Consider the following 24,958-nt stretch of genomic DNA (forward strand, 5'->3'; position numbering starts at 1 on the left):
CACCACGTCGGTCACCCTAGTTCCGCCTGGATAACGCCCACTCTCCATGGGCAAAGCCATCTCATACCAGTTCAACATCAACTGGCCGCACTCTTGCAGACACTCGGGCTTGACGACGGGCACGCCAGTCCCCAAGAAACAGAAGGATAGGCGCTGCAATAAACACGGACGATGTTGCAGCGATCACAATCCCGAAAACCATTGGAACGGCAAAGCTCTCCACCGCGTTACCCCCCCAGATGGCCAAAGGGAGCATCGCCAGAAATGCCGTCACCGACGTATAGAGGCTGCGTGTCAAGGTTTCATTGATCGACTTGTTGATCACATCACGAAGCGACATCGTCTTGTACAACCGCATGTTCTCGCGCATACGGTCATAAACAACAACCTTATCGTTCACCGAGTACCCAACCAAGGTCAGAAGCGCGGCGATCGCCGTCAGATTGAAGTCGAGACCCGTCAGCGCGAAGAAACCTACTGTCTTGGTGACATCCAGTGCCAGCGTCACGATGGCGCCAACGGCGAATGGCCATTCGAACCTCACCCAGATGTAGATGAGCATTGCAATGCTCGCGAGGATCACAGAAAGAATGCCGGCTGTGGCCAGTTCCCCGCTAATTTTTGGACCAACTACCTCGGTGCGTTCGAACCTCGCGTTCGGGTCGATATTTGTGACCGCAGCTTTGATAGTTTCAACCGCAGCAGTCTGGCGCTCCTCTCCACCAGGTTGACGCTCAACCCGCACGAGCAAATGGTTAGCATCGCCAAACTCCTGCAAGGAAACTTCCCCCAACTCAAGAGCACTCAGACGATCTCGAAACACCGAAAGATCAGCGGGTGCGCTAGTTTCTACTTCCACTTGGATTCCGCCACGGAAATCGATTCCGTAACTGAGCCCAGGCTTGAAGAACAGCGCAACAGAGGCTGCCGAAAGGAGAATGGAAAGGCCGATCCCAATGAATCGGGCTTTCATGAAATCGATACGTGTTCCATCTGGAACCAGGCGAAAGCCGAACAGTGGGCTAATCTGAATGGTTTTGAGCCGCCGCCTACGTGCGATGGATAGCATGATGACCTTGACGATCGACACCGCGGTGAACATGGAAATCACGATGCCCAACGCCATGGTCACAGCAAAGCCACGTACCGGCCCTGAACCAAACCAGAACAGCAGCACCGTGCCGATCAACGCAGTGACATTGCTGTCCATGATAGTGGCGTAAGCCCGCTTGAATCCGGCATCGATGGCTGCCAATGCACTCTTGCCCTTCGTAGTCTCCTCTCGGATACGTTCGTTGATTAGCACGTTCGCGTCGACTGCAAGTCCTATGCCCAGTACGATGCCTGCAATGCCCGGCAAGGTCAACGTTGCCCCCAGCAAGCTCAACCCCGCGAGGGTAAGTACGATGTTCAGTGCCAGTGCGAGATTGGCGACCAGCCCCCAGCGACCATACAGCAGGAACATAAACAGGAACACAAATACGAAAGCAGCGATACCAGCGAAGACGCCCTTTTTAATCACGTCGCTACCGAGGTCGGCGCCAACGCTGCGCTCTTCGATGACCGTCAGCTTGGCAGGAAGTGCGCCAGCCCTGAGCAGGGCAGAAAGCGTAGTGGCTTCTCGCACAGTAAAGCTGCCAGAAATCTGGCCAGACCCGCCAATGATGGGTTCGCGAATCACCGGCGCGCTAAGCACTTTTTCGTCCAGCACGATGGCGAAAGGCTTTCCCACATTGGCGCGCGTGATCTCGGCAAATGCTCTTGCCCCCGTGCTGTCGAAGCGAAAATTGACGACCGGCTCGTTCGTATTTGAGTCAAAGCCGGCGCGCGCGTCCGTCAACCGATCACCGGACAACTCTATCCGGTTCAGGACGGGATAAGTATTACCCTGCTCATCTTTCAGCATGTCGACCCCGGTCGGCATGCTTGGATCACCCATGAGGTGAAAACTCATCTTGGCTGTGGAGCCCAGCAATGCACGCAATTGACCAGGATCTTGCAAACCTGGTAACTGAACGAGAATGCGGTCCGCGCCAATCCGCTGAATAGTAGGCTCTGATACGCCTACCTGATCCACTCGCTGCCGGATGACTTCCAGGCTTTGCTCAACTGCGGAGCTGATAGAGGCATGCAAGCCTTGATCCGTCAGGAGAAGATCGATGCGATCGTCTCCCTGGCGGGAAAGTTCGAGGTCCCTGCCAGCGCTGCCAACAGGATTGACCAAACCTTGCAGCTCGTCCAGCGCTTCATTGCGTTTCGATGAGTCGCGCAGCACGATAGAAACTCCTTGCTGCGTTTGCTGCACAGCTGAGACGGGAATTTCGGCCTCTCGCAAGATGCGCCGGGAGTCTTCGGTCAGATTACGAAGGCGCTCCTTCAAAAGATCTGCCCCATCTACTTCCAAGACAAGATGCGAACCTCCACGCAAGTCGAGCCCCAGTGAAACGGTATTGGTTGGCAAAAACGCGGGGAAACGTTCCAGCGTTCGAGTCGGCAGCACATTTGGAAGTGCAAACAGGATGCCGACCACGATGATGACCGCGTATACGGCCACCATATATGGTGAGTTTTTCATGATGAACAGTGCAGAGGAGCGCGCGAGCGCCTACGCGCTGCGGCTCGCGGTTGTCGGAGTTGTCAAAGGGCGCGCGCAAGCTGCGCGCAGGCAATCACATCTCTGCGGATGGAGGGGCGCGGGTCTGATATCCGAGAGCGACCGTATGGGAACGCGCTGGGTCTTCCCTGGAGAACGCCAACGCAACCGGGTCTAACAGTGCAATGAAAAGCGCGCTTTGAGCTGCTGCTGCCTTCTCAGGGGTCTTCCCGCCCTTCTTAGCAGGCAACTGCCACTCGCCATGAGCGACTGCGTGACTAGAGTCACGAACGCTGCTTTGGCGAATCTGACCGCCACCACTTCGCAAAGGCTGAAAGCCAGTAGCAAAAGAGCTCGCAGCCGCTTTTGCCAGGAAGCCCCCACGGCTTCCAAGGCTGGCCCCCAGCATCGTGGTAAGAAGCAGAAGAACCAGAACAACGGACCGCACCATCACCTGTGGTAGCCAGCCCATGGCTTCTCGTCGAACCAGAAGTGTCCGATCGTGCCTGATCACCAGTCAATCCTGAAGTGTGTTCGATCCATGAGTGTTCAATTGACCACTTGATCCCTGCCAGTGCGGGCTGACAAAAAAAGGAATCCGTGCAAGCGCGTCCTACAAATCAGACAGCCTTGCTTCTTAATTCTACGACGTCAGGCGTAGTCCGGCGCCAATTTCCCATAAAAGCAGGACGAGGTCCATTGCAGATAAATCCGAGACGCATGGCCTGTGGCATCGCGATGCAAGAGATTCACTAAACCTGCCCAAGGGGCAGCCTTGGCATCAACAAGGACCGCAGCCAATACGTAGGGATGCAGCTCTTGTTGAAGGTTTTTCTTGTTGGCCTAGCTCATGGTGGCGCAGTTTCATGCCATTCGGAAGATACGGTGGCTGCAATGCAGTTTTAGCTGTATCACCTTTGGTTATAGCGAACGTAATTAATTTCACTACCGGAGCAGGACACACATCCCTAGACTGCGCCGCATCCCACACGAGCGCGTATTACCTCTCGCAGACAACAGGACCAGCCCCATGCGCCAAAAGCCCAACTTCCTTCTCATCACGTCAGATCAGCAACGCGCCGACCACCTCGGTTGTTACGGCAACCCACAGGTACGCACACCGCACCTGGATGCACTGGCAAGGCGAGGTACGCGCTTTGATCGCATGTATGTCGCCACGGGCGTATGCATGGCAAACCGGGCTTCCTTGATGACCGGCCGCATGCCTTCTGTGCACGGCACGCGCTGTAATGGCATTCCGCTGGCACGCAATGCCACTACTTTTGTGGATCTGCTGCGGGACGATGGCTACCGGACTGGCCTCGTCGGCAAATGCCATTTGCAAAACATGACCGACATGCCGGCTGAAGCCCCTCGCGATCCGGTGCCCGAGGGCTTGCGCCCCCCTCAAGACGCGCATGCAGACGCCATCACCTCACGCTGGAGCGAAGGCGGGTATGAGCAAGAGATGGTTCGCCGTTGGCGCACCGACCCGGCACACCGTGTACAGACGCCCTACTACGGGTTCGATCACGTTGATCTGTGCACCATGCACGGTGACATGGTGGAAGGCGACTATGCGCGCTGGTTGCGCGAGGTAGCGGGTGATATCGACAAACTCCGTGGGCCTGGGAACGCCATTTCGGATGACCGGTATCCGGCGCCACAAGCCTACCGAACACGCGTGCCCGAACACCAGTACCCTTCTGCCTGGGTAGGTGACAAGACGCTGGCATTTCTGGACGACGCTGCAGGGAGCGAGCAACCATTCTTTCTGCATTGCTCCTTCGCTGACCCGCACCATCCATTCACGCCCCCAGGCAAGTACTGGGACATGTACGACCCTGCGCAGATGGTTCTTCCACGCTCGTTCTATCAAGCAGCGGACGAATCCTTTGCACCGGTGGCAGCCCTGCACCGGGAACGTGCCAGCGGTGCAGGACGAATCAATTCGACGGTGAGCTTCGCGGCCCATGAGCGCGAAGCAAAGGCCGCGCTGGCATTGACCTACGGGATGATCACAATGATTGATGATGTCGTGGGCCGCATCCTCGCGCACCTGAAGACGCTTGGGCTTGATGACAACACCATCGTGATATTCACCAGCGACCACGGGGACTTCATGGGCGACCACGGTCTGCTGCTCAAAGCGGCGTTGCACTACCAGAGCCTCGTACGCGTTCCCTTTATCTGGTCCGAGCCAGGCAGAGGAAATTCGCAAGACACCGTCAGCTCTACGCAGGCACTGGCCTCGACCATCGACATTCCCGCCACGATTCTGGCCAAGGCCGGTTTAGCCCCTTTCTACGGAATGCAAGGGCGCGACCTGCAGTCCGTCCTATCTGAAGATAACAAGGCGGGCCGGGATGCTGTATTAGTGGAAGAGGATGGCCATGCGCCGACTTTCGGCCTCAAGGTACCCGTCCGTGCACGCACGGTGATCACTGAGACCCACAGGCTTACAACCTACGACCAACCCGGGTGGACTGAGCTGTACGACCTGCGAAAAGATCCGGACGAACTCAACAATCTGATCGACGACCCTGCGCACGCCAGCGTGCGCGCCACTCTGTTTGAGTCGCTCGCACGCGAACTCATGCTGGCAGACGATCGATCGCCGTTTCCGATGGGACGCGCTTGAACGTGATCCCCGCTATAGACCCCACAGTGATGATCTCAGGAGACAAAAACATGGAAAAAACGTTTATCAGCCGCCGCAGCCTGCTTGGCGCTGCCGCCACAGCCACTGCCGCGTCAGCGCTCTCTCTCTGGTCTGCCACCGCCACCGCCGCCGAGTTCCCGGGCAAGACGATCACTTTGATCACCCCTACGGTTCCCGGTGGAGCCATGGACGCTGTGGCGCGCCTGATCGCGCAGCGTCTCGGCCCGCGGCTTGGGCAGTCAGTGGTCATAGACAACAGACCGGGAGTAGGAGGCACCCTGGGGGTGGCGCAAGCAGCCAAGGCGCCTGCGGACGGGCATACGCTTGTCATCGCGGCAGACTCATACCTGACGGTTTCACCCCGCCTGCTCAAGGGTGGCGCTACGCAGAGCTTCAAGGATCTCGTTCCCATCATCGAACTGGGCGCATCGCCAATGGTCCTGGTCGCCCACCCTTCGCTGAAGGTTGCCAACATGGCGGAATACGTGACCAAAGCGCGTGTCCAACCAGGAAAGCTGGCCTACGCTTCTGCGGGCCTTGGGTCACCTCACCATCTGAACATGGCGCTACTGGAGCAACAGCTCGGGCTCAAACAGAACCATGTGCCCTACAAAGGAGGCCCACAAGCCTTTAACGACGTTTTGGCCGGGCATTCCGATCTGATGTTCATCGCGATGAGTACAGCAGAACCGCACATCAAGAGCGGTGCGCTGGTAGCGCTCGGCGTATCGGGCGCCAAGCGCCTGCCAGATTTTCCATCCATCCCGGCGATTTCGGAGACGGCTCCGGGGTACGAAAGCGAGTTCTGGTTCGCGATCTTCGCACCACCCGGTACGCCTCCCGCCGTGGCGCAGCGCCTGAACCGCGATATCGCAGCGGTGCTAACAGAGCCGGACGTCGTCAAAGGCATGAAGGCCGTAGGCATGGGCACCGTGCCAGATACCAGCGCAGCAGCGCTGGCGCTGAAACTGCGGCGCGATGACGAGAAGATGGCGAAGCTGATTCAGAGCCTGGGATTGAAGCCGGAGTGAGTGCGCGGGCGCGTCTGGGCGTAGGAAGGTGTTTACGATCCCTGAAGCTCCTGGTTCGGGCATGATCCATCCGTCGTAAGGGGATCCGCCTGCTCATGAGTACCTCACCGCTTCACCACCGCATCCGCCTCAGCCAGCTTCGCCTTCTGGTGGCACTGTCTGAGACAGGGTCACTGCAACGCGCCGCTGAAGCCATCCACGTCACGCAGCCAGCGGCCACCAAGGCTTTGCAGCAACTCGAACAGGGTACGGGTGAAGTGCTGGTGCAGCGCAGCGGAACCGGCAGTGTGCTCACCCCGCAGGGGGAAATACTGTGCCGGCGTGCGCGTTTGGTGCTGGCAGAGTTGCAGGACGCCGAGAAAGAGCTGGGCATGTGGCATAGCGGCGCAGCCGGACACATCACCATCGGTACGCTTCCAGTCTCCACGCCATATCTGGTTCCCTTCGCGTTGTCTCAGCTATTACAAACGGCTCCCCGAATTACTACCACGGTGCTGGAAGGCAATTCCGACGCGATGTTCAAGGACCTCAAGGCCGGCAGCATTGACTTGCTGGTGGGGCGCTTCTACACGGGACAAGACAAGGAACTCAGTACCGAGCCCCTGTACGAATCAGTCTTCCGGTTGGGAGTGAGAACGGCACATCCCTTGACCACACTCTCTCATCCAGGATGGAGCGATGTGCTGGCCTATCCCTGGATACTGCCTCCAGCCGGCGTACGAACGAGGCCAGCTCTCGACGATATGTTTCGCCGGGCATTGGTGGCCCCTCCCAGGACTCCGGTGGAATCCACGTCCTATTTGGTCATGCGTTCGCTGATGTTCAATTCCGACATCATCTGCCCGATGCCTGTTGAGGCATTCCAGGACGACGTGAAGTTGGGATTGGCTCAATTGCTACCCTTTGTTCTCGATCTCACACTGCCACCAATCAGCGTGGTGTGGCATGAGAAACGGGAGCCCACGCCCGCAGCCCGCGCGTTCATCGAGCAACTGCGTCTGGTGAGCCGCAGGATTGTCGACACTCAAACCTGACCCGTCCTTGAATGGTGGGGAATATGCGGATGGTTAGAGAATATTTACCTGGCGGCCTTGCCTGCGGGCCTAACGAAAGATGTAAAGCATTTTGATTGGAAGAATCCTCTAACATGAGGCCTATGGCCCCGCCCACCCCCCACCCACCTCAGCACCTTTTCATCCTCACTGGCGCATCGCGCGGCATGGGCTTGGCCATGGCCGAGCAGTTGCTTCAACCGGGGCACACGCTGCTGTGCATATCGCGAGGGGTAGCGGAGTCTCTGCCATCTCGCGCCGATAAGCTTGGGGCCACCCTCTTCCAATGGACCGCCGACCTGACCGAGGGTGCAGCCGTCAGCGCCCGGCTAGCGGAGTGGTTGGCCACGCAAAGCCCCCACAACTTTGTCAGTGCGAGCCTGATCAATAACGCCGGGGTCATTCCGGACATCGTCCCGCTGCGAGATGCGAATCCTGTAGATCTAGCCCAGGCCTTGCGGGTAGGCCTGGAAGCCCCTATGCAACTCACTGCCGCGTTTCTGGGCAGTACACGCCACTGGCACGCTGCACGCAAGGTGCTGAACATATCTTCTGGGCTGGGCCGCCGCGCCATGGCCTCTCAAGCGGCCTATTGCGCCGCCAAGGCGGGCATGGATCATTTCACGCGCTGCCTGGCCCTTGACGAAGCAGGTCAGCCCAATGGCGCCAAGGTGTGCTCCCTCGCGCCCGGTGTGATCGATACGGATATGCAAAGCCACCTCAGAGGTGCAAACCAATCCAGTTTCCCTGACCGCGGTAACTTTGAACGGCTAAAGAACGAGGGTCAGCTCACCTCGCCCGAAGATGCCGCACGCCGCGTACTGGCCTGGCTACAACGGGCTGACTTTGGCGCAGAGCCTGTAGACGACATAAGAAACGCATAAGCGCCGCTTTAGCTACTGACACCCGGCCTCATGCCAAGAAAGGGTGACTGGGAAACAGTGCTTTCAGCGTCGGGTGTTGGCGATCTGCTTCCGACAGAATGGGGTTAGTGTCTGGCCAGGGTACGTTCAAATGCGGATCGTTCCAAACCACACCGCCCCTGCCGGTTGGGTTGTATTCCTCCGACACGTCGTTTAGATAGTCGGTCTCCGCATGGCTGTAAAAAGCATTGGCCAGGCCTCGGTGGATGAACACGCGGTCTAAACGGCCAGGGCTATCGCCCAGCAGGAAGTGCTCGGTCGCACCGAAGGTAGGGCTATCAGGACGTACATCCGCCACCACACAGGTCGCCAGGCCGCGAGGCACATAAATCAGCTTGTCCCACGGTTCGATATGAAAGCCGCGCAACACCCTTGCTTGTGAACGCGAATGGTTGCCCTGCCGCAGCCGGGGCTCGCGGCAAAGAGCCTGCGCCAACTCTCCGTGCTGGTAGGTCTGTTTGAAATAGCCGCGTTCGTCATGATGCATGTCCCAGTTGAGAACCAACAGGCCTTCGATGGCGGTGCGATGTACAGGCATTTGAACTAATGTATGCGCATCTAGGCCAGAAGCCCGCGGCAAGTAAGCCATGAGAATGTAAGATGAATTCCATGAATAGTATTGCGGCCACCGTGGTGATTCCAACTTTCGACCATGGCCCGCTGATCGGCTTGGCCGTGGACAGCGCGCTGCGCCAAACAGTGCCGGTGGAGGTATTCATCATTGGCGACGGTGTGCCCGAAGACCAAAAGCCGTTTCTTTACAAGCTGGCCGCACGCGAGCCTCGCGTGCGGTTCTTCGATCACCCCAAGAGTCCGGGCCGGGGCGAACAATACCGCCACGCCGCGCTGGCGCATGCCCAAGGCGAGATCGTGTGTTACCTGTGCGATCGCGACCTGTGGCTTCCTGACCATGTGGCGCAACTGCTTCATTTGCTGCAGGGTGCCGACTTCGCTCACTCTCTTCCCCTGCACGTGCTGGAGAAGCAGGTCGTGTTCTTTTCCGTCGACCTGATTCAACCACCGTTCCGGGACGAGTTGCTCAGAGTGGGCAACCGCATACCCCTGTCGTGCGCGGGGCACACTTTGAGCTTCTATCGACGCTTACCTCAGGGGTGGACGGCCACGCCGCCTGGCCAGCCTACAGACTGGCACATGTTCCGCAAATTCCTGGGCCATCCCAAGTGCCGCTGCGCCAGCGGTACCCTGCCGACGGCGATTACCTTCCCCAGTCCGCCGCGCAAGGACTGGGCGCCTGAAATCAGATTGAAAGAACTGCAAGCGTGGCAAGCCCGGATTACCAACCCCGCAGAGCGGCAAGTGCTTGTAATTCATCTCTTGCAGATGGCCATCAAGACGCGAGACTACGAGCTCGCGACTTTTCTTGCCGCTCACACCCCTAACTCAGCACAGCGTTAGAAACGAAATCAACCTCAGTAGATCTGCGGAATGATGATTTCACCGGGCACCGCATGGCGTCTGTAGTCCTCATGGCGGACCCGGGGCGGAAGCGTAATGACGGGACGCTCAACCTCTGTGTAGTTCACCCTGCTCAGCAGATGCGCGATGCAGTTGAGACGGGCCTTTTTCTTGTCATCGGCAGGAACCACCCACCATGGCGCTTCCGGGATATGGGTTCGCTCCAGCATCACCTCCTTGGCCTGCGTGTACGCCTCCCATTGGCGGCGGCTTTCGAGATCCATGGGGCTCAGCTTCCACTGCTTGAGCGGATCGTGGATACGGCTTAGAAAGCGCAGTTCCTGCTGCTCGTCGGAGATTGAGAACCAGTATTTGACAACCTGGATTCCGGAGCGCACGAGCATGCGTTCAAACTCCGGCACCGAACGGAAGAATTCCTCGTACTCGTCGTCATTGCAAAAACCCATGACGTGTTCGACGCCAGCGCGGTTGTACCAGCTGCGATCGAACAACACCATCTCACCGGCAGCAGGCAGGTGGGATACATAGCGCTGAAAGTACCACTGAGTGCGTTCTCGGCTATTGGGTGCGGGCAGTGCAGCCACGCGCGCCACGCGCGGGTTCAGGCGCTGCGTAATGCGCTTGATCACCCCACCCTTGCCAGCCGAATCACGCCCCTCAAAGATGATCACCATCTTGTGGCCACTGCTCACCACCCAGTCCTGGAGCTTCACCAGCTCAGCTTGCAAGCGAAAGAGTTCACGGAAATAGCGCTGCCGACTCTCTTTGTAGTCGTCCGCGTCGAGCGTCATACCGGCGATTTCATCGACGTTTCGGTCTTCGAGCTCCATCTCAAGCTCTTCGTCGTACCCATCTACCAGCTCATGGCGCAGGCGCAGCATCAGTTCGTCATCACTCACGATAGTTCTCCGCAAATTACAACCGTCAGATTACCCATGAGATGTGTCAAACGTGTGACTGTCACAGTAGTGGGGTAAAGCACTCGGGGCCTGTTGCTTGCGGAGGCGATCTGGAGGCCTGCTCGGAAAAGCCTGCGCTCGTCGCATTTCCAAGCCTACGAAGGGCGTCGTAGTGCCCCCTGGACCAGGTGCCGGTTGGACTCGGAAATCGCGGGCAGTAAATGGGCCGCAGCGGTCCGTCTGTCATCCGATTCTTGACCCACAATCAGGCAATTCGTCCACCCAGCGCAAAGCCGCTCACCAAAGTCACTAACTATTACAAACTGCCTTTAACCTCAATGTAACGCCGGACGTGAGCGTCTCTGATTCGCGCAAACTAGCCCGTTGAGGCTCACGAGCAGACTAAGGAAATCTTCAGAGCAGAAGGGTGCGAGATAAAAAGCGCCATCGAGGGTGGGTTGGCATGTGAAGCCATAGAGCTAATTAACTCCCTTATAGCCAAGGTCTCTTCGGCGACTGGCTGCCCAGGCGCGACGCTCCCGCCAATGGCATACTGAGATGTTAGGCTGGAGAGAGTGGTCCTAGCTCTTCAACCTTGCCCGTTTTTGCACAGATTCCATTCCCAATAAAAGGAGATTTGCATGGCTCGTGAAGTCGTTGTCGTCAGTGGTGTGCGCACCGCCATCGGTACTTTTGGCGGTGCCTTGAAGGACATTGCCCCGGTCGATCTGGGTGCAGCAGTGGTCAAGGATGCTCTTGCGCGTGCGCAGGTAGAGGGCAAGGATGTGGGCCATGTGGTGTTTGGCCACGTGGTGAATACGGAACCACGCGACATGTATCTCTCCCGCGTGGCGGCCATGAACGGCGGTTGCCCCAAAGAAACCCCGGCCATGAACGTCAACCGTCTGTGCGGCTCTGGCCTGCAGGCCATCGTTTCCGCCAGCCAGGGCATTTTGCTGGGCGACTACGACGTTGCCATTGGTGGCGGCGCGGAAGTCATGAGCCGTTCGCCTTACGCCAGCCTCACCAACCGTTTTGGCGCCCGCATGGGTGACACCAAGCTTGTCGACATGATGATGGGTGCGCTGCACGACCCGTTTCACAACATCCACATGGGCGTGACCGCCGAGAACGTAGCGGTGGAACACAAGATCACCCGGGAAGATCAGGATGCGCTGGCGCTGGAAAGCCATCGCCGCGCCGAAAGGGCCTGGGCCGAAGGCCGCTTCGCCGGTCAGATCGTGCCCATCATGCTCAAGAGCCGCAAGGGCGAGATCGCCTTCGACAAAGACGAGCATTTCCGCGCCGGCGCGACGCTGGAAGATTTTCAGAAAATGAAACCCGTTTTCTTGAAAGAAAACGGCACCGTGACTGCAGCCAACGCCAGCGGTATCAATGATGCCGCCGCCGCCGTGGTGCTGATGGAAGCCGGAGCCGCGAAAGCGCGTGGAGCCCAGCCGCTGGCCCGTTTGGTGGGTTATGCGCACGCTGGTGTAGAGCCTAAGACCATGGGCATCGGCCCAGTGCCAGCCACGCAGATCTTGCTCAAGAAATTGGGCATGAAGATCGATCAGATGGATGTGATTGAGGCGAACGAAGCCTTCGCTGCTCAGGCATGCGCCGTTACCAGAGGCTTGGGCGCAGACCCAGCCAAGGTCAACCCCAATGGTTCAGGCATCTCCCTTGGCCACCCCATTGGCGCGACCGGCGCGCTCATCACAGTGAAGGCACTGTATGAGTTGCAACGCATCCAGGGCAAATACGCGCTGGTGACTATGTGCATTGGTGGCGGCCAGGGCATTGCCGCTATCTTCGAACGCGCGTAACTCGCACTCCGAAAAAAAGGGAGCCATCACAGGCTCCTTTTTTTTTGCCTACTGGCGAACGAGCACGTCGCGGGATTAGGGCGTGTTCACACTATTCCGGCGAATCGCTGCGCACCACCATAGTGGTGATCTTGGCGCGCGAGATCACGCTTTGGGTGACGCTTCCGAGAACCAGCTTTTCCAATCCTCTGCGGCCGTGCGATCCCATGACCAGCAGATCTGCGCCAGCGGTTTCGGCTGCCTCCAGGATGCCACGCCATACGGTATGTGATTCGATCACCCGGGTGTCGGCCTGGATACCCGATGCCGCCACGCGCTCTGCGGCTACTTGCACTGCAGAGTTGGCTTCGGCAGTAGCGGCGCCCAGATATTGGTCTTGGCCATACGCAAAATCAGCCCCCACTCCCGTAAAGGGGTACGGATCTATCACGTAGATGATGGATACGGCACTACCGAACACCTTCGCCAAGCCTGCTGCCTTGTCAACTGCAGCCAGCGCGGTGTCTGAACCATCTACCGGAACGAGGATGTGTTTGAACATAAGTAACTCCTTTTACTGACGATGACTGACTATGCCATTTTGCAGCCAGTAGCGGAGATTCGCTTGATCCGGATCAAGTTTCAGGGTCTTGGAATCCCCCGGACCTCAAAGTTACAACCAGGGTATCCCGGTGGCCATGGCCTGCTTCTGCGATGGGTTGAATCGGGGTTGATTCATGAATCATGCGCTTATCGTCCAGCAGCAGCACAGACCAAGGTTCTCTGAGCGTAAAACGCTGGCCGCGGGGGCCGGTGAGTTCGAACACGCGCGTTTCCCCGCCCTTGATCCCTTCCCGGGCCAGCAGAAAGACAGCCACCAGATCCACGCCATCGCGGTGTGCGCCTTCCGGAGTAGGCCGCCCAATGCCGCCGTGGGTGTCTATTCGGAACTGGTGCGCCTCCATGAACCAGGGCTGCTCACCGCGTAGAGCAGAGGCGACATTCACCAACCACCTCAAGAGCGAGAGCCATTCGGGCCGAATCATGGTCTCATCCAACACCGGCTCGAACCAGCGCTCCATGCCGCCGTGCAGTGCGTTGTACTCTACCGGCTGCCAATGTGCGCGGTGTGGGATGGCTTGGGCTTCACCGTCTTGGGTAACGAATGATGCGTGGCGCCGGGACCGGTACCTGCCGCCATCTTTGAGATAGCGATCAGGCGCCAGATGATTCCAATCCTGCGCGATGACTTCAAGCTTTTCTGCGCTGACCCCTGCCAGCGCGCGCACGGCTGCGGCGTCGAGTACAGCGAAACCTTCGTTGCGCAACGCAGCATTGAGTTGATCCGGGGCGGTTAACGGGGGCGGAAATGGAGTGTGTGACATGGTGCACGGCAGAAAAACGAGAGCATAAGACAGCGGCAGTAGCCCAGTCACGACAAGGTGAATTTACTCGCTAGAACTTTGAGCAGGATCATCTCGCCAAGCATCCGCGGCCAATCACTTGAGCCTGGATCTCGGCAGCACCTTCAAAGATGTTCAGAATGCGTGCATCGCACAGCACCCTGCTGATCTCAAACTCCAGTGCATAACCATTGCCGCCGTGAATCTGCAGGCTGGCATCAGCGTTGCACCAGGCCACGCGTGCCGCAAGGAGTTTGGCCATGCCGGCCTCCACATCGCACCGCAACCCTTTGTCTTTCTCACCAGCAGCGAAATAGGTGAGTTCACGCGCCAGCACCGTTTCTGCCAACATCGTCGCCAGCTTGTCCGCGACGCGCGGAAACGTCAGGATGGCAGCACCAAACTGGCGGCGATCGCGGGCGTAGCGCAGCCCCAGTTGATAGGCCTTCCACGCCACGCCTACTGCACGAGCGGCTGTCTGCACACGCGCGCCTTCAAAGGTCTGCATCAGTTGCTTGAAGCCCTGCCCCTGAACGCCTCCGAGGAGGCCATCTTCCGAAACCGCAAAATCATTGAAAGCGATCTCGTATTCCTTCATGCCCCGGTAGCCAAGAACAGGGATCTCCCCGCCGCTCATGCCTTGCGCCGGAAAAGGATCTTGCGGTGTACCCCGCGGCTTGGCGGCCAGGAACATGCTTAGACCCGCATAGCCTTTGGTGTCCACATCACTGCGGGCGAGCACGGTCATCAGATCGCTGCGCGAGGCATGTGTGATCCAGGTCTTATTGCCTTCCAACCGCCAGGAGCCATCCAGCGCCCGCACGGCGCGGGTGCGTAGCGAGCCCAGATCGGACCCGGTGTCTGGCTCAGTGAACACTGCCGTGGGCAACACAGCACCTGAAGCGATCTGAGGAAGCCAGCGCGCCTTTTGCTCCGGGGTGCCCGCCAGTGCAATCAGCTCACCGGCAATCTCTGAGCGCGTGCCCAGCGAGCCAGCAGCAATCCAGGCCCGGCTGAGCTCTTCCGTTACGACGCACATGGCCAGCTTGCCCATACCTAAGCCGCCGTACTCCGCGCCTATGCAAACCCCAAACACGCCCAGCTCCGCCATCGCCTCGACGATCTCATCCGGAATGAGTTCGTCGGCCAGATGCCAACGCTGGGCATGGGGCTCTACACGTTCGACGGCAAACCGCCTGAACTGTTCCCGCACCATGTTGAGATCAGAGTCCGGCAGATCTTCCGACACCTCTTCACCTGCTATGACAGCGGCCATCAGCGCCGCACGGCTCTCAGGCGTATTCCCTTTGCAAAGCAGTCGTGCCACCGCATCATTCGAGCGAAGCGCCTGCGCCGCCGGTTCAAGCGCCAGCTCATGGGGACGAAATATTTCATGCGCTCCCATCAGGATGCCACCGGAGAGCTGTTCCAGATACTCGCCCACCCCCACGCGAAGCACGAGTTGGTTGATGTGGGAAAGGCTGTTCGCTTGCGCCAGCCGATGCGCCCAGTTCATGGCGCTTGTGATAGCGGCTACCGTGGTAGCAATCCAGGCCAAGCCGTGCAAGGCACGTTGATGCTTGTGAGCAAGCTGGGGATCGATAGCGCCATCAATGCACAGCAGCTGGCGCGCTGCTTCCAAGGCCTGCTGGCCATAGGTTTCTGCTGCAGCGGCTACCTCTTGCAATTGTTCGCTTGAGAGAGCAGCTTCTGCAGATGCGGACGAAATACCTGTTTGAGTATCCATGGCGTTTCAAGCAAGGGGGCCGGCCACGCAACCGCTGTCATGCAGCTTGCCAATCTGTGCCGATGAAAAACCCAGGGTCTCTGCGAGAACCTGGTCCGTGTGTTCCCCCTGGCGAGGCGCGCGCCCTGGCACCCCACGGGTGCTTTGCACCAGGGTGGCCGCAGCGCCGGGGAGAGGATAAGTGGCGCCGTTGGCGTCAGCCACTTGGGAGAAGATGGGGTTCTCCGCCACCAGACGAGGCTCTTCTGAAAGCGCCTGCGCAAGCGTGCGGTACGCTCCCCAGCAAACACCGTTGGCATCAAATGCGCTGGAAAGATCGGCGGCATCACGTGATGCAACAGCCGCTTCCACCAGCGGTGTCAACACATCTCTGTATTCAAAGCGCAAGCCCTCGTCCTTCGCAAAGCTGACCCCTCGCGCGCTTTCTATCCGGCCCACCACATCGGCCAGGCCTAATGCAGCGAGCAGGCCACTCCATTGACGTGAAGTGATCGCCACGACCATGAGGCGCTGGCGGTCTGCGGTGATGAAATCACGCCCGAAAGCGCCGAAAAGCGTATTGCCCATGCGCGGCCTATCGCCTTGCGTCAACACCTCTGCGATCTGCCCTATATGCCCCAGTGAAGCTATTGCCATATCTGACAGGGGAACGCGGATTTCCTGACCCAGACCCGTGGCCTGCCGGTGCCGCTCGGCCGCCAGCAGTGCGAAGGCCGCATAAGCGCCCGTGAGCAAATCCCAGGCAGGCAGCACATGGTTCACAGGCTCACCATCTTGAGTGACAGGCCCGGTCATGTACGGAACGCCGATGGCCGCATTCACCGTGTAGTCCACTGCGGGCGATCCATCTGCCCACCCCATCACCCGAGCGGTAATGAGATCCGCACGGTACCTGGCCATACGCTCATGCGAGAGAAATCCGTCTGCCGGAAAGTTGGTAACGAAAAGACCCGCACCTTCTCCGGGGGCGCAGACCAGCTGAGTGATGAGCTCTCTGCCTTCCTCGCTGGAGAAATTGATCGCTACAGACAACTTACCTTTATTGAGCCCATCCCAGTACAAGCTATTGCCTACTGGCCCTCGTGGCCAGCGACGGGCATCTGGTCCGCCACCGACGGGATCGATGCGTATGACCTGCGCGCCCATTTGCTGCAGATGCAACGCGCATGAGGGTGCGGCAATGAAGGAGGCGCATTCGACGACGCGAATGCCGTTGAGAATGTTGTACATGAACGAAGTATGCCGTCCCGGCTCAGAAGGGGTTTGCACGCCCTGATTGAGTCAGCTTGAATCTCATCTACGATAGCGTAAAACCTGGGATCCACCAGGAACGTGAAGGCTGGAAAATTGGGCGCGTTATCACTGAGAGGTTTACGCGCCGCTATGGCGGTTCTAACGCATGGCGGCACATCTGCTGCCGCGCGAGCCCTGCACGTCTCGCAGCCGGCCACCGCGAGGGCGATTGCCCAGTTGGAACGAGAGCTGGGCGTTCTTCTCTTCGATCGCAGCCACCGAGGCATGCATCCCACGGAAGCTGGTGATGCCCTCCTCAAGCGTGCGCGAGAAACCCTGACTCATCTCGCCCGGGCAGATGCTGGCCCCTGGCGAGTACCACTTCAAGGCGGCCGATTGGCCGCGCAAGCGACCGCTGCGCAACTGGAAGCGATTCTTCTACTCGCCAAAGCAGGCAGCCAAAGACAGGTGGCCGCCTTACTTGGGGTTTCGCAGGCCTCAGTGCAACAGGCGCTGGCTCAGATGGAGCATTTGGCCGGTGAACCGCTTTTTGATCGACTGGCTAGCGGTTTGCGTCCTACCAGCAGAGGAGCCTGGGTGGCGCGCCAAGCTGAGCTTGCCTTGGTGGAGATGCGAGCCATGACAGAAGATGCGGCGGCGCTGCTGGGAAATATGCGAGGGCAGCTCACCATCGGCACCCTGCCCTACTCCACGGGAACTATCGTTCCTGAGGCCATCCAGAACGTGACATCGCGATGGGCCGGCTTGCAAGTATCTGTGGTGGACGGCACCTATGAATCCTTGATGATCAAGCTGCGCCAAGCGGAGATAGACATCGTCGTAGGCGCATTAAGGCCTGAAGTGCCGCGTGATCTAAACCAAACTCCTCTGTTTCAAGACCCGCTCTCTATCGTAGTGCGTGCCGGCCATCCGCTTTTGAAAAAACGTCGTTTAACGCTTTCGCAATTAAGTGCGGCGCAATGGGTACTGCCCATGCCAGGCTCCCCTGCTGGCCAAGCGCTGGCGCATATTTTTTCAGCACAATCCCTCCCAACGCCGGAAGGGGTGTACATCAACAGCCCGACGCTGGTATGCGCCATGCTGCATCAAAGTGATCGCCTCACCTTGATGCCACCCAGTCAATGGAAAAGAGAGCTACAAGCGGGTTTGCTTGACACTTTGAAAGTGCCTGCCAAGCATGCTCCTCGCTCGATTGGCTTCACTGTTCGCGCCAGTTTCGCCCCCACTCCATTGCTCCGCGCTTTCCAGGAAGCACTCGTGCAAGCCGTCCCCGGGTGACAAGTAAAACGCATCGCTACCCATTGCGATGCATCGAAAGCATGGGCGGATGGGGGCACGATATACATACCGGCTATTGCCGGTGCCTCAAGGAGACATCATGACCCCAAACAAGAATGTGCTGCATCACGCGGCTGAAGGTACCAGCCGCCGCCGTTTCGTGGCCAGCGCCGTCGCTTGCGCGCTGCCCACACTCGCGTTCCCAGCCCGCGCACAAGCTTGGCCCAAAGGCCCTATCCGTGTGGTGGTGCCCCATCCTGCTGGCGGGCCAGCCGATCAGATCGCGCGCATTGCTGCCAACGGAATTGCCCAATCCCTGGGGGCCACTCTGGTCGTGGATAACCGCCCAGGTGGCGGTGGCATGCTTGGAGCCCAAGCTGTAGCCCAGGCCAAGCCAGACGGAGAAACATTACTCGTCAATGCCTCCGTGCATGTAACCTACCCCGCGCTTTTTAAGCAGGTGGCGTTTGACGTGATCAAGGATTTCACCCCTATCACCCAGCTCACCCGTGTTCCCATGCTGCTGGTGATCAACCCCCAACTGCCGGTGAACGATGTCAAGGGACTCATCGCCTACGCCAAGGCCAATCCTGGAAAACTCTCCTTCGGATCATCCGGCAATGCAGGCGCAGCCCACCTGGCCGGCGAACTGTTCAAGCAATTGACTGGTGCGGATATGGTGCACGTACCCTATAGAGGGGCCGCCCCCGCCCTGACCGATCTCATTGGCGGGCAGATCCAGGTGATGTTCGATCCTGCTTCATCTTCCATGCAGCATATTCGCTCTGGAAAATTGCGCGCCTTGGCGGTGACATCCCCCGCCCGGATGGCCTTGGTGCCCGATCTGCCGACGATGATCGAAGCAGGTTTGCCTGGGTATGTGCTCACCAATTGGTACGGCCTCTGGGCACCCAAAGACACCCCGGCCGCCACGGTACAGCGCATCTACGCGGCTGCGGCGCAGTCACTGAAAACCTCGGAAATCCAGGCCCAGATCCGCCCGACCGGCGCGGAAGTCGTCGCCAGCACGCCTGAGGAATTTGCACGCTTTGTAGTCGCAGAGAAAGACATGTGGGCGCAAATCGTCGTCAAATCTGGGGCCAAGCTTGACTAACCGAAAGAGCGGCCGTTTGCTTGATGCAGATGCCAAGCCGCTGCTCTTGCTGATCCCGGGCCTGCTTTGCGATGGCGCCGTCTGGACGGAGCAGATCAAGGTACTCTCGCCGCTGGTCGATTGCGTGGTGGCCACTCATGGTATGGCTGATTCCATCGAGACTATGGCGGTGCAGGCTCTGCACCTTCTACCTCCGGGCCGCTCTTTCAGCGTAGCGGGCCACAGCATGGGAGGCCGGTGCGCTCTGGAGATCGCGCGGATAGCGCCCGAGAGGCTGCAGCGCCTTGCTCTGCTGGACACCGGGTTTCAGGCGCGCGTGTCCGGCACTGTGGGCACAGCGGAGGCAGAGCAACGCATGAAATTGCTGGCTTTGGCCCGCAGCGAGGGCATGCGTTCGATGGGCCGAGAGTGGGCGCGTGGCATGGTCCACCCCTCACGCTGGGATACCGAAGTTTTCGAAGAGATCCTCCAAATGATCGAGCGGTTCACGCCTGATCAGTTTGAAGCACAGATTCACGCCTTGTTGCACAGGCCTGATGCAACGCAGTTGCTACCCAAAATCACGGCCCCTACGCTTCTTTTGTGCGGCCGTGAGGATGTTTGGAGCCCGCTGGCACGGCATCAGCAAATGCAGGAACTCATGTCCGGGTCTAGGCTGGAGGTCATCGAGCATTGTGGTCACATGAGCACGATGGAGCAGCCGTGCGATGTGGCTCATGCGATGACGGATTGGTTGATTTTTTGAAGCCGGGGCGGTAGCCCCGCGCTCTACCGACTTTCACGGAGGAGCCGGTCCGAACGACCCGTAAGGACACTACACTGTGGCACACCAAAAATGATTAAAGACGCTGCTCTTAAATGAAATAAAAAGCATTAATAGAGTGACGCCATTCACGCTCGCGCCGCATGTCTACAGTCTTCAATTTCACCTTCGTTCCCTGGTTTCGCGCCGTTGCTCCTTATATTCACCTGCACAGGGGGAAGACCTTTGTGGTGGGGGTGGTAGGTGAAGCCATTGCGGCAGGCAAGCTTGCCTCTATTGCCACCGATCTGGCGCTGATCCAGAGCATGGGCGTGAAGATCGTGCTCGTGCACGGTTTCCGACCGCAAGTGAACGAACAGCTCCGTGCCAAGGGGCACGAACCGCGCTACTCGCACGGTATGCGCATCACTGATGAAGTGGCGCTGGATTCCGCGCAGGAAGCCGCTGGCCAATTGCGCTATGAAATCGAAGCGGCCTTCAGCCAAGGCCTGCCCAACACCCCCATGGCGGGTGCGACGGTGCGGGTGATCTCCGGCAATTTCATCACTGCGCGGCCCACGGGCATCATCGACGGCGTGGATTTCAAGCACAGCGGTGTGGTGCGCAAAATTGATACGGCCGGCATTACGCGCTCGCTGGATGGTGGCGCCCTGGTGCTGCTCTCCCCGTTTGGTTTTTCTCCTACCGGTGAAGCTTTCAATCTCGCCATGGAGGAAGTGGCCACGTCAGTCGCCATTGCGCTGCAGGCCGACAAACTGATTTTCGTCACCGAAACGGCCGGCGTGCGTGTGCGCCCTACTGAACCCGAGAGCGAAGACAACCCCATAGACACTGAGCTTCCATTGGCAGACGCACAAGCGCTAATGGCCCGCCTGCCGCCACCCGAGCTACCCACTGACCCAGGCTATTACCTGCGCCATTGCGTGAGCGCCTGCCTGCATGGCGTGGAACGCAGCCACATCCTGCCCTACTCCGTGGATGGCGCGCTGCTGCTTGAAATCTACGTACACGATGGCATTGGCACCATGGTGGTGGATGAAAAGCTTGAAAGCCTGCGCGAAGCCACCTCAGACGATGTGGCCGGCATCCTGCAACTGATTGAGCCCTTCGAGAAAGACGGCACGCTGGTCAAACGCAGCCGCACAGAAATCGAACGAGACGTTGGCAACTACAGCATCGTGGAACACGATGGCGTGCTCTTTGCCTGCGCCGCGCTGTACCCATATCCTGAGGCCAAGACCGGCGAAATGGCGGCACTGACGGTGTCACCGCAATCGCAAGGCCAGGGAGATGGCGAGAAGATCCTGCGCCGTGTGGAGCATCGCGCGCGCGCCATGGGATTAAGCAGTATTTTTGTGCTCACCACGCGCACCATGCATTGGTTCATCAAGCGGGGCTTTCAGCCTGTAGACCCAGATTGGTTGCCGGAAGCCCGCAAGCGCAAATACAACTGGGACCGCAAGAGCCAGGTGTTGGTGAAGAAGCTGTAAGGCCGTGTTCTAAGGCGCTCCGCTGTGCGCGACTATTCACGCACAGCCAAAAAAATCGTATCCCTGTTCATCGCCAAAAAACGCGCAGGCCACACTGGACGGACGCTTAAAGCTCGAGGCTATGTCTAGCCCGGGTGCCTTGAACCATTCCTTGGTGCGGAGATCGTTCACGCACGATCATTCCGCGCCGTGTTCACACAGTGACCAGCCAAGCCAAGCAAACTTGCAAGTTCTGCGACATCTCTTAGGATGGATGGCATCCACTTCGTGGTTCAACATGGGCCCCCGCGGTGGAGACTGCCAACCACGGAACACTAAAAATGAACAACACCACCTACGATTGGAAGCATCTCGGAGAAGAGCTCAACCGGTTTCTGCGGCTTAAGACCACGGTCACCGGCATCAAGATGTTTGAAGAGGTAGAGGAGATGGAGAAGGTGCCGGGAATCCGTCGCCCAAAGAGTGTCCATACGACCGACCAGATAGTGAGCATGGGCTCGCGACTGGGCTGGACTGTTGGCATTACCGCGGAAGATCTGGTGGGCCAGCAATGTCGCGCCGTGATCGGTTTGGCGCCCCAGGATGAGGAGTGGCTAAGTGGAAAACCCTATGTAGGCGTGTGGCACGCCACGCTCGAAGATGCGCATGGGCGGCAGGCCGCGTTGAACGTGGTTCCCAGCGGTAAATACAAAGCCATGGCGGTGTCTCCACTGACCTCCGCACGGCTTGATCCTCCAGATGTGTGCCTTATCTACGCCAACCCAGCCCAGATGATCATTTTGATCAATGGATTGCAGTGGAAAGAATATCGGCCCTTCAACTGGAGCGTAGTGGGTGAAACCGCCTGCGCAGATTCCTGGGGGCGCGCATTGGCCACTGGCGAGCCGAGCCTTTCCCTGCCTTGCTTTGCAGAACGGCGCTATGGCGGTGTACCCGACGATGAGATGTTGATGGCTTTGCCGCCCAAATATCTTCCCAAAGCAATCGAGGGAATGAACGCACTGGCCAAGAATGGATTGCGCTATCCGATTGCTCCTTACGGGGTCCAGATGGACGTAAGGGCTGGGATGGCCGCAAGCTATCCAACGAAATCCAGCTCTTAGTGACAGCAGCGGCGGCAAGAGCAGGCTCTAAAGCCCAGAGAGGGAAGACACCAAGGCCAGGCAACCGCATGCCAGGCAGGAGGTGCGGGATTTGTGTGGCGCCGAGGTCAGGCGCCTTATCAATTCACTCAGTTTCTAAGCTGAGAACCCGCCATTGACTCGCCGTGGCAAGCGCAGCAGAACAGCCAGGATCACGATGGCGAAGATCACAAACCACACGAAGGACCAGTTGGCGATGGTGCCGCCCAGGAAAGTCCAGTCGATCGCGCTGCAATCACCGCTGCCCTTGAAGATCATGGGAATGGCGCTCTGCAGCGGGAACGATTCGATCATGCCGTAGATATCACGCCCACAGGTGGCGAACTCAGGTGGGTTCCATTGGAGCCAGCTCTGGCGGGCAGCGGTGAAAGCACCAAAAGCCGACATGGCCACCGCCAGCAGCCCCCAAAGGCGCCAAGCGCCAGGCTTCCTGGAGAACGCGGCGAATGCGCTGAACACCCCCACAATGATCAGCGCGTACCGCTGCACGATGCACATGGGACAAGGCTCGAGCCCCACCACATTTTGAAGATAGAGAATGCCGAAGGCCAGCATGGCCGCGCAAATGACGGCAATGGCGGCGAAGACCCGGCGCGGGCGAGCAAAACAGTTTGTGAGCAAGATGATTTCCGAAAAATGGTTCGTGCGCAGTTTGCCGGCTTCATTTATCCAGGATGTCGGCGAAAGCCAAGCAACATGCATGTTCCTGACACTCAAATGCGTCAAGAGGTTCCATATCCGCGATTATCGACTCACCAAGAACTGAAAAAACCCGCCTTGAGGCGGGTTTGATGAGAAAACACGGCGTTCACACCTGCTTAGGCTGTCTTTTTCACCCAGTCAATGAAAGCATTGGCAAAGCCTTGCACAAATTCCTTGCTGTTAGGGCCAATTTCACCGTTCTCCACCAGGCCTTCTTTCCATTGGATGAAAATCTCGTGTCCTGAGAGGGTGGGCATGGCAAGGTAAGACAGTATGTTGCGCAAGTGTTGCTGAGACAGCGCCGTACCTATAGCACCTACAGAAACGCCAGCCACTGCGGCGGGTTTGCCGGCCCACACGCTCTTTCCCCAAGGCCGTGAAGCGTGATCAATGGCGTTCTTAAGCACGCCAGGCACCGAGCGGTTGTATTCAGGCGTGAGGAACAGCACGCCGCTGGCAGCCTTGATTTCTTCGCGCAGCCGCGTCACTTGCGGAGCGGGATTGCCATCGTCATCCTGGCTGTACAGGGGCAGATCGTCGATGCGGATGAATTGCACCTTCACGTCAGCCGGGAACAGTTTGACCAGCGCATCAGCAAACTGCTTGTTGAAGGAATCCTTGCGGATGCTACCGACCACGACGGCAATATTGAGGCTCATACGATTTTTCCTTGGATGGCTAAGTGAAAGAATGATGGCAGTTCGCGAACAGCCCTGCCGCAGCAGACCTTTGCTTTCTGCAGTATGCACCCGTGCCGCACACGCAGGCTCCGATAATGACAAGACTGATGCCCAACGACACCACCCCTACCTCCTTGCCGCCTGATGAAACCTCAGCAGACTCCAAACGGCAGCGCCGCATCCAGTCCATCGAGGTTGGCATGCGCGTACTGGATACGCTTACAGACGCAGCGCAGCCCCTGCCCTTGAAGGATATTGCCCGTCTGGCTGACATGCCCCCGGGCAAAGCACACCCTTATCTGGTGAGCTATATGAGCGTAGGCCTGGTCAAGCAGCACCCGCTCACTGGCCTGTATGAACTGGGCCCGGGAGCGCTCAAGTTAGGCCTGGCTGCGCTGCAGCAGCTCGATCCCGTGACCGAAGCCAGTCAGGAAGCAGCGTTGCTTGCCACCAGCTCTGACCTCAGCATTGCTTTAGCCGTTTGGGGCCAGCTCGGGCCTACCGTCGTCCGGCTGGACGAGCCGCGCTACCCCTTGCATGTGAACCTTCGAGTGGGCACGGTGATGTCGCTCTTCAACACCATCACGGGGCGGGTTTTCGCCACCTACTTGCCCGAGAAAATGGTGCGCACCATGCTGGAGGACGAGCATCGCCGTGTGGTGGGTGGCCAATCAGCCGCCTTTGATTCACCTGAAATTCAGCAATTGCTGGCCGAAATTCGCGCCACTGGCATGGGGCGCGGCCTTTCTATGCCGCAGCCGGGCGTCAATACCCTGTGCGCCCCGGTGTTTGCGGCCGACGGGAAGATAGCGCTGGTGATCACCATGATCGGCCCGCACGGCGTGTTCGACGCCAGCATCGATAGCCCGGCGGGTCGCTTGCTCCGCGAACACGCGGATAGAGCCTCCAGCCGGTTGGGATACTCTCCGCCAAAAAATTAAACATTAACGAACTTATTGACCAATAACAAAATTCAAGGGAGA

General features: G+C 58.6%; 21 protein-coding genes. 12 read left to right on the forward strand and 9 right to left on the reverse strand.

Annotated features, from left to right (window positions below):
* Window positions 1–61 precede the first annotated feature (61 nt).
* Window positions 62–2,575, reverse strand: coding sequence for a protein translocase subunit SecD (gene secD / locus G518_RS0103350; RefSeq protein WP_028601316.1), 2,514 nt, complete (start codon window positions 2,573–2,575; stop codon window positions 62–64).
* Between the two features lie 1,048 nt (window positions 2,576–3,623).
* On the opposite strand from secD, the gene G518_RS0103360 reads away from it, so the two are divergent.
* The 4 genes from G518_RS0103360 to G518_RS0103375 all read left to right on the forward strand — a co-directional run bounded on the left by G518_RS0103360 (window position 3,624) and on the right by G518_RS0103375 (window position 8,222).
* Window positions 3,624–5,234, forward strand: a complete 1,611-nt coding sequence (locus G518_RS0103360) for a sulfatase family protein (RefSeq protein WP_028601318.1) — start codon at window positions 3,624–3,626, stop codon at window positions 5,232–5,234.
* Window positions 5,235–5,284: 50 nt separating this feature from the next.
* Window positions 5,285–6,286: a Bug family tripartite tricarboxylate transporter substrate binding protein gene (locus tag G518_RS0103365; protein ID WP_028601319.1), complete on the forward strand. Its 1,002-nt coding sequence runs from the start codon at window positions 5,285–5,287 to the stop codon at window positions 6,284–6,286.
* Window positions 6,287–6,381: 95 nt separating this feature from the next.
* On the forward strand, window positions 6,382–7,320 hold the full coding sequence (locus tag G518_RS0103370) for a LysR family transcriptional regulator (protein ID WP_028601320.1): 939 nt from the start codon (window positions 6,382–6,384) through the stop codon (window positions 7,318–7,320).
* Window positions 7,321–7,433: 113 nt separating this feature from the next.
* On the forward strand, window positions 7,434–8,222 hold the full coding sequence (locus G518_RS0103375; RefSeq protein WP_051235929.1) for an SDR family NAD(P)-dependent oxidoreductase: 789 nt from the start codon (window positions 7,434–7,436) through the stop codon (window positions 8,220–8,222).
* Window positions 8,223–8,250: 28 nt separating this feature from the next.
* On the opposite strand, the gene G518_RS33720 is transcribed toward G518_RS0103375, so the two are convergent.
* Entirely contained in the window at window positions 8,251–8,799 is a 549-nt protein-coding gene (locus G518_RS33720) for a dTDP-4-dehydrorhamnose 3,5-epimerase family protein (protein WP_169457889.1), read from the reverse strand.
* Between the two features lie 71 nt (window positions 8,800–8,870).
* Here G518_RS33720 and G518_RS0103385 point away from each other — a divergent pair, with 71 nt between their 5' ends.
* Window positions 8,871–9,677, forward strand: a complete 807-nt coding sequence (locus G518_RS0103385; protein WP_169457890.1) for a glycosyltransferase family 2 protein — start codon at window positions 8,871–8,873, stop codon at window positions 9,675–9,677.
* A 14-nt stretch (window positions 9,678–9,691) separates the two neighbouring features.
* Here the strand turns inward: G518_RS0103385 and ppk2 are convergent, their stop codons facing one another.
* Entirely contained in the window at window positions 9,692–10,597 is a 906-nt protein-coding gene (ppk2, locus tag G518_RS0103390) for a polyphosphate kinase 2 (protein WP_028601323.1), read from the reverse strand.
* A 641-nt stretch (window positions 10,598–11,238) separates the two neighbouring features.
* Here ppk2 and bktB point away from each other — a divergent pair.
* Entirely contained in the window at window positions 11,239–12,423 is a 1,185-nt protein-coding gene (gene bktB / locus G518_RS0103395; RefSeq protein ID WP_028601324.1) for a beta-ketothiolase BktB, read from the forward strand.
* Between the two features lie 91 nt (window positions 12,424–12,514).
* Here the strand turns inward: bktB and G518_RS0103400 are convergent, their stop codons facing one another.
* The 4 genes from G518_RS0103400 to G518_RS0103415 form a co-directional block, all read right to left on the reverse strand.
* Window positions 12,515–12,964: a universal stress protein gene (locus G518_RS0103400; protein WP_028601325.1), complete on the reverse strand. Its 450-nt coding sequence runs from the start codon at window positions 12,962–12,964 to the stop codon at window positions 12,515–12,517.
* 73 nt (window positions 12,965–13,037) lie between these two features.
* On the reverse strand, window positions 13,038–13,787 hold the full coding sequence (locus tag G518_RS0103405) for a 2OG-Fe dioxygenase family protein (RefSeq protein WP_028601326.1): 750 nt from the start codon (window positions 13,785–13,787) through the stop codon (window positions 13,038–13,040).
* A gap of 88 nt (window positions 13,788–13,875) precedes the next feature.
* Window positions 13,876–15,552, reverse strand: coding sequence for an acyl-CoA dehydrogenase family protein (locus G518_RS0103410; protein WP_084651393.1), 1,677 nt, complete (start codon window positions 15,550–15,552; stop codon window positions 13,876–13,878).
* A 6-nt stretch (window positions 15,553–15,558) separates the two neighbouring features.
* Window positions 15,559–16,782: a CoA transferase gene (locus G518_RS0103415; protein WP_028601328.1), complete on the reverse strand. Its 1,224-nt coding sequence runs from the start codon at window positions 16,780–16,782 to the stop codon at window positions 15,559–15,561.
* A 102-nt stretch (window positions 16,783–16,884) separates the two neighbouring features.
* On the opposite strand from G518_RS0103415, the gene G518_RS33725 reads away from it, so the two are divergent.
* The 5 genes from G518_RS33725 (at window position 16,885) to G518_RS0103440 (ending at window position 22,554) form a co-directional block, all read left to right on the forward strand.
* A complete protein-coding gene (locus G518_RS33725) occupies window positions 16,885–18,084 on the forward strand; it encodes a LysR family transcriptional regulator (protein WP_281170508.1) in 1,200 nt (399 codons plus the stop codon).
* A gap of 100 nt (window positions 18,085–18,184) precedes the next feature.
* Window positions 18,185–19,198 (forward strand): Bug family tripartite tricarboxylate transporter substrate binding protein, encoded by a 1,014-nt coding sequence (locus G518_RS0103425; RefSeq protein WP_036593225.1) that lies wholly within the window; start codon window positions 18,185–18,187, stop codon window positions 19,196–19,198.
* Window positions 19,191–19,943 carry an alpha/beta fold hydrolase gene (locus tag G518_RS0103430; protein WP_245597885.1) on the forward strand — a complete coding sequence of 251 codons (753 nt, stop codon included), beginning with the start codon at window positions 19,191–19,193 and terminating at the stop codon, window positions 19,941–19,943. The genes G518_RS0103425 and G518_RS0103430 overlap by 8 nt, the downstream gene beginning before the upstream one ends.
* 161 nt (window positions 19,944–20,104) lie before the next feature.
* Entirely contained in the window at window positions 20,105–21,451 is a 1,347-nt protein-coding gene (gene argA, locus G518_RS0103435) for an amino-acid N-acetyltransferase (RefSeq protein ID WP_028601331.1), read from the forward strand.
* A gap of 320 nt (window positions 21,452–21,771) precedes the next feature.
* Entirely contained in the window at window positions 21,772–22,554 is a 783-nt protein-coding gene (locus G518_RS0103440; RefSeq protein WP_028601332.1) for a DUF169 domain-containing protein, read from the forward strand.
* A gap of 135 nt (window positions 22,555–22,689) precedes the next feature.
* Here G518_RS0103440 and G518_RS0103445 read toward each other — a convergent pair whose 3' ends face one another.
* Together G518_RS0103445 and G518_RS0103450 are read right to left on the reverse strand one after the other, a co-directional pair.
* Window positions 22,690–23,214 carry a disulfide bond formation protein B gene (locus tag G518_RS0103445; protein ID WP_028601333.1) on the reverse strand — a complete coding sequence of 175 codons (525 nt, stop codon included), beginning with the start codon at window positions 23,212–23,214 and terminating at the stop codon, window positions 22,690–22,692.
* 197 nt (window positions 23,215–23,411) lie between these two features.
* A complete protein-coding gene (locus G518_RS0103450) occupies window positions 23,412–23,954 on the reverse strand; it encodes an NADPH-dependent FMN reductase (protein WP_028601334.1) in 543 nt (180 codons plus the stop codon).
* Between the two features lie 128 nt (window positions 23,955–24,082).
* Here G518_RS0103450 and G518_RS0103455 point away from each other — a divergent pair, with 128 nt between their 5' ends.
* Window positions 24,083–24,916: an IclR family transcriptional regulator gene (locus G518_RS0103455; protein ID WP_051235935.1), complete on the forward strand. Its 834-nt coding sequence runs from the start codon at window positions 24,083–24,085 to the stop codon at window positions 24,914–24,916.
* Window positions 24,917–24,958: the final 42 nt, after the last annotated feature.

Source organism: Ottowia thiooxydans DSM 14619, from assembly GCF_000422885.1.
GTDB lineage: Bacteria > Pseudomonadota > Gammaproteobacteria > Burkholderiales > Burkholderiaceae_C > Ottowia > Ottowia thiooxydans.

Excerpts from the sequence above, each read along its gene's own strand:
- G518_RS0103440 (WP_028601332.1), top strand. The coding sequence starts at position 21,772 with ATGAACAACACCACCTACGATTGGAAGCATCTCGGAGAAGAGCTCAAC.
- G518_RS0103455 (WP_051235935.1), top strand. The coding sequence starts at position 24,083 with ATGCCCAACGACACCACCCCTACCTCCTTGCCGCCTGATGAAACCTCA.
- secD (WP_028601316.1), bottom strand. The coding sequence starts at position 2,575 with ATGAAAAACTCACCATATATGGTGGCCGTATACGCGGTCATCATCGTG.
- G518_RS0103375 (WP_051235929.1), top strand. The coding sequence starts at position 7,434 with ATGAGGCCTATGGCCCCGCCCACCCCCCACCCACCTCAGCACCTTTTC.
- G518_RS0103360 (WP_028601318.1), top strand. The coding sequence starts at position 3,624 with ATGCGCCAAAAGCCCAACTTCCTTCTCATCACGTCAGATCAGCAACGC.
- G518_RS0103370 (WP_028601320.1), top strand. The coding sequence starts at position 6,382 with ATGAGTACCTCACCGCTTCACCACCGCATCCGCCTCAGCCAGCTTCGC.
- G518_RS0103385 (WP_169457890.1), top strand. The coding sequence starts at position 8,871 with ATGAATAGTATTGCGGCCACCGTGGTGATTCCAACTTTCGACCATGGC.
- G518_RS0103415 (WP_028601328.1), bottom strand. The coding sequence starts at position 16,782 with ATGTACAACATTCTCAACGGCATTCGCGTCGTCGAATGCGCCTCCTTC.
- G518_RS0103400 (WP_028601325.1), bottom strand. The coding sequence starts at position 12,964 with ATGTTCAAACACATCCTCGTTCCGGTAGATGGTTCAGACACCGCGCTG.
- G518_RS0103450 (WP_028601334.1), bottom strand. The coding sequence starts at position 23,954 with ATGAGCCTCAATATTGCCGTCGTGGTCGGTAGCATCCGCAAGGATTCC.
- argA (WP_028601331.1), top strand. The coding sequence starts at position 20,105 with ATGTCTACAGTCTTCAATTTCACCTTCGTTCCCTGGTTTCGCGCCGTT.
- G518_RS0103410 (WP_084651393.1), bottom strand. The coding sequence starts at position 15,552 with ATGGATACTCAAACAGGTATTTCGTCCGCATCTGCAGAAGCTGCTCTC.
- G518_RS0103365 (WP_028601319.1), top strand. The coding sequence starts at position 5,285 with ATGGAAAAAACGTTTATCAGCCGCCGCAGCCTGCTTGGCGCTGCCGCC.
- G518_RS0103425 (WP_036593225.1), top strand. The coding sequence starts at position 18,185 with ATGACCCCAAACAAGAATGTGCTGCATCACGCGGCTGAAGGTACCAGC.
- G518_RS0103405 (WP_028601326.1), bottom strand. The coding sequence starts at position 13,787 with ATGTCACACACTCCATTTCCGCCCCCGTTAACCGCCCCGGATCAACTC.
- bktB (WP_028601324.1), top strand. The coding sequence starts at position 11,239 with ATGGCTCGTGAAGTCGTTGTCGTCAGTGGTGTGCGCACCGCCATCGGT.
- G518_RS33720 (WP_169457889.1), bottom strand. The coding sequence starts at position 8,799 with ATGCCTGTACATCGCACCGCCATCGAAGGCCTGTTGGTTCTCAACTGG.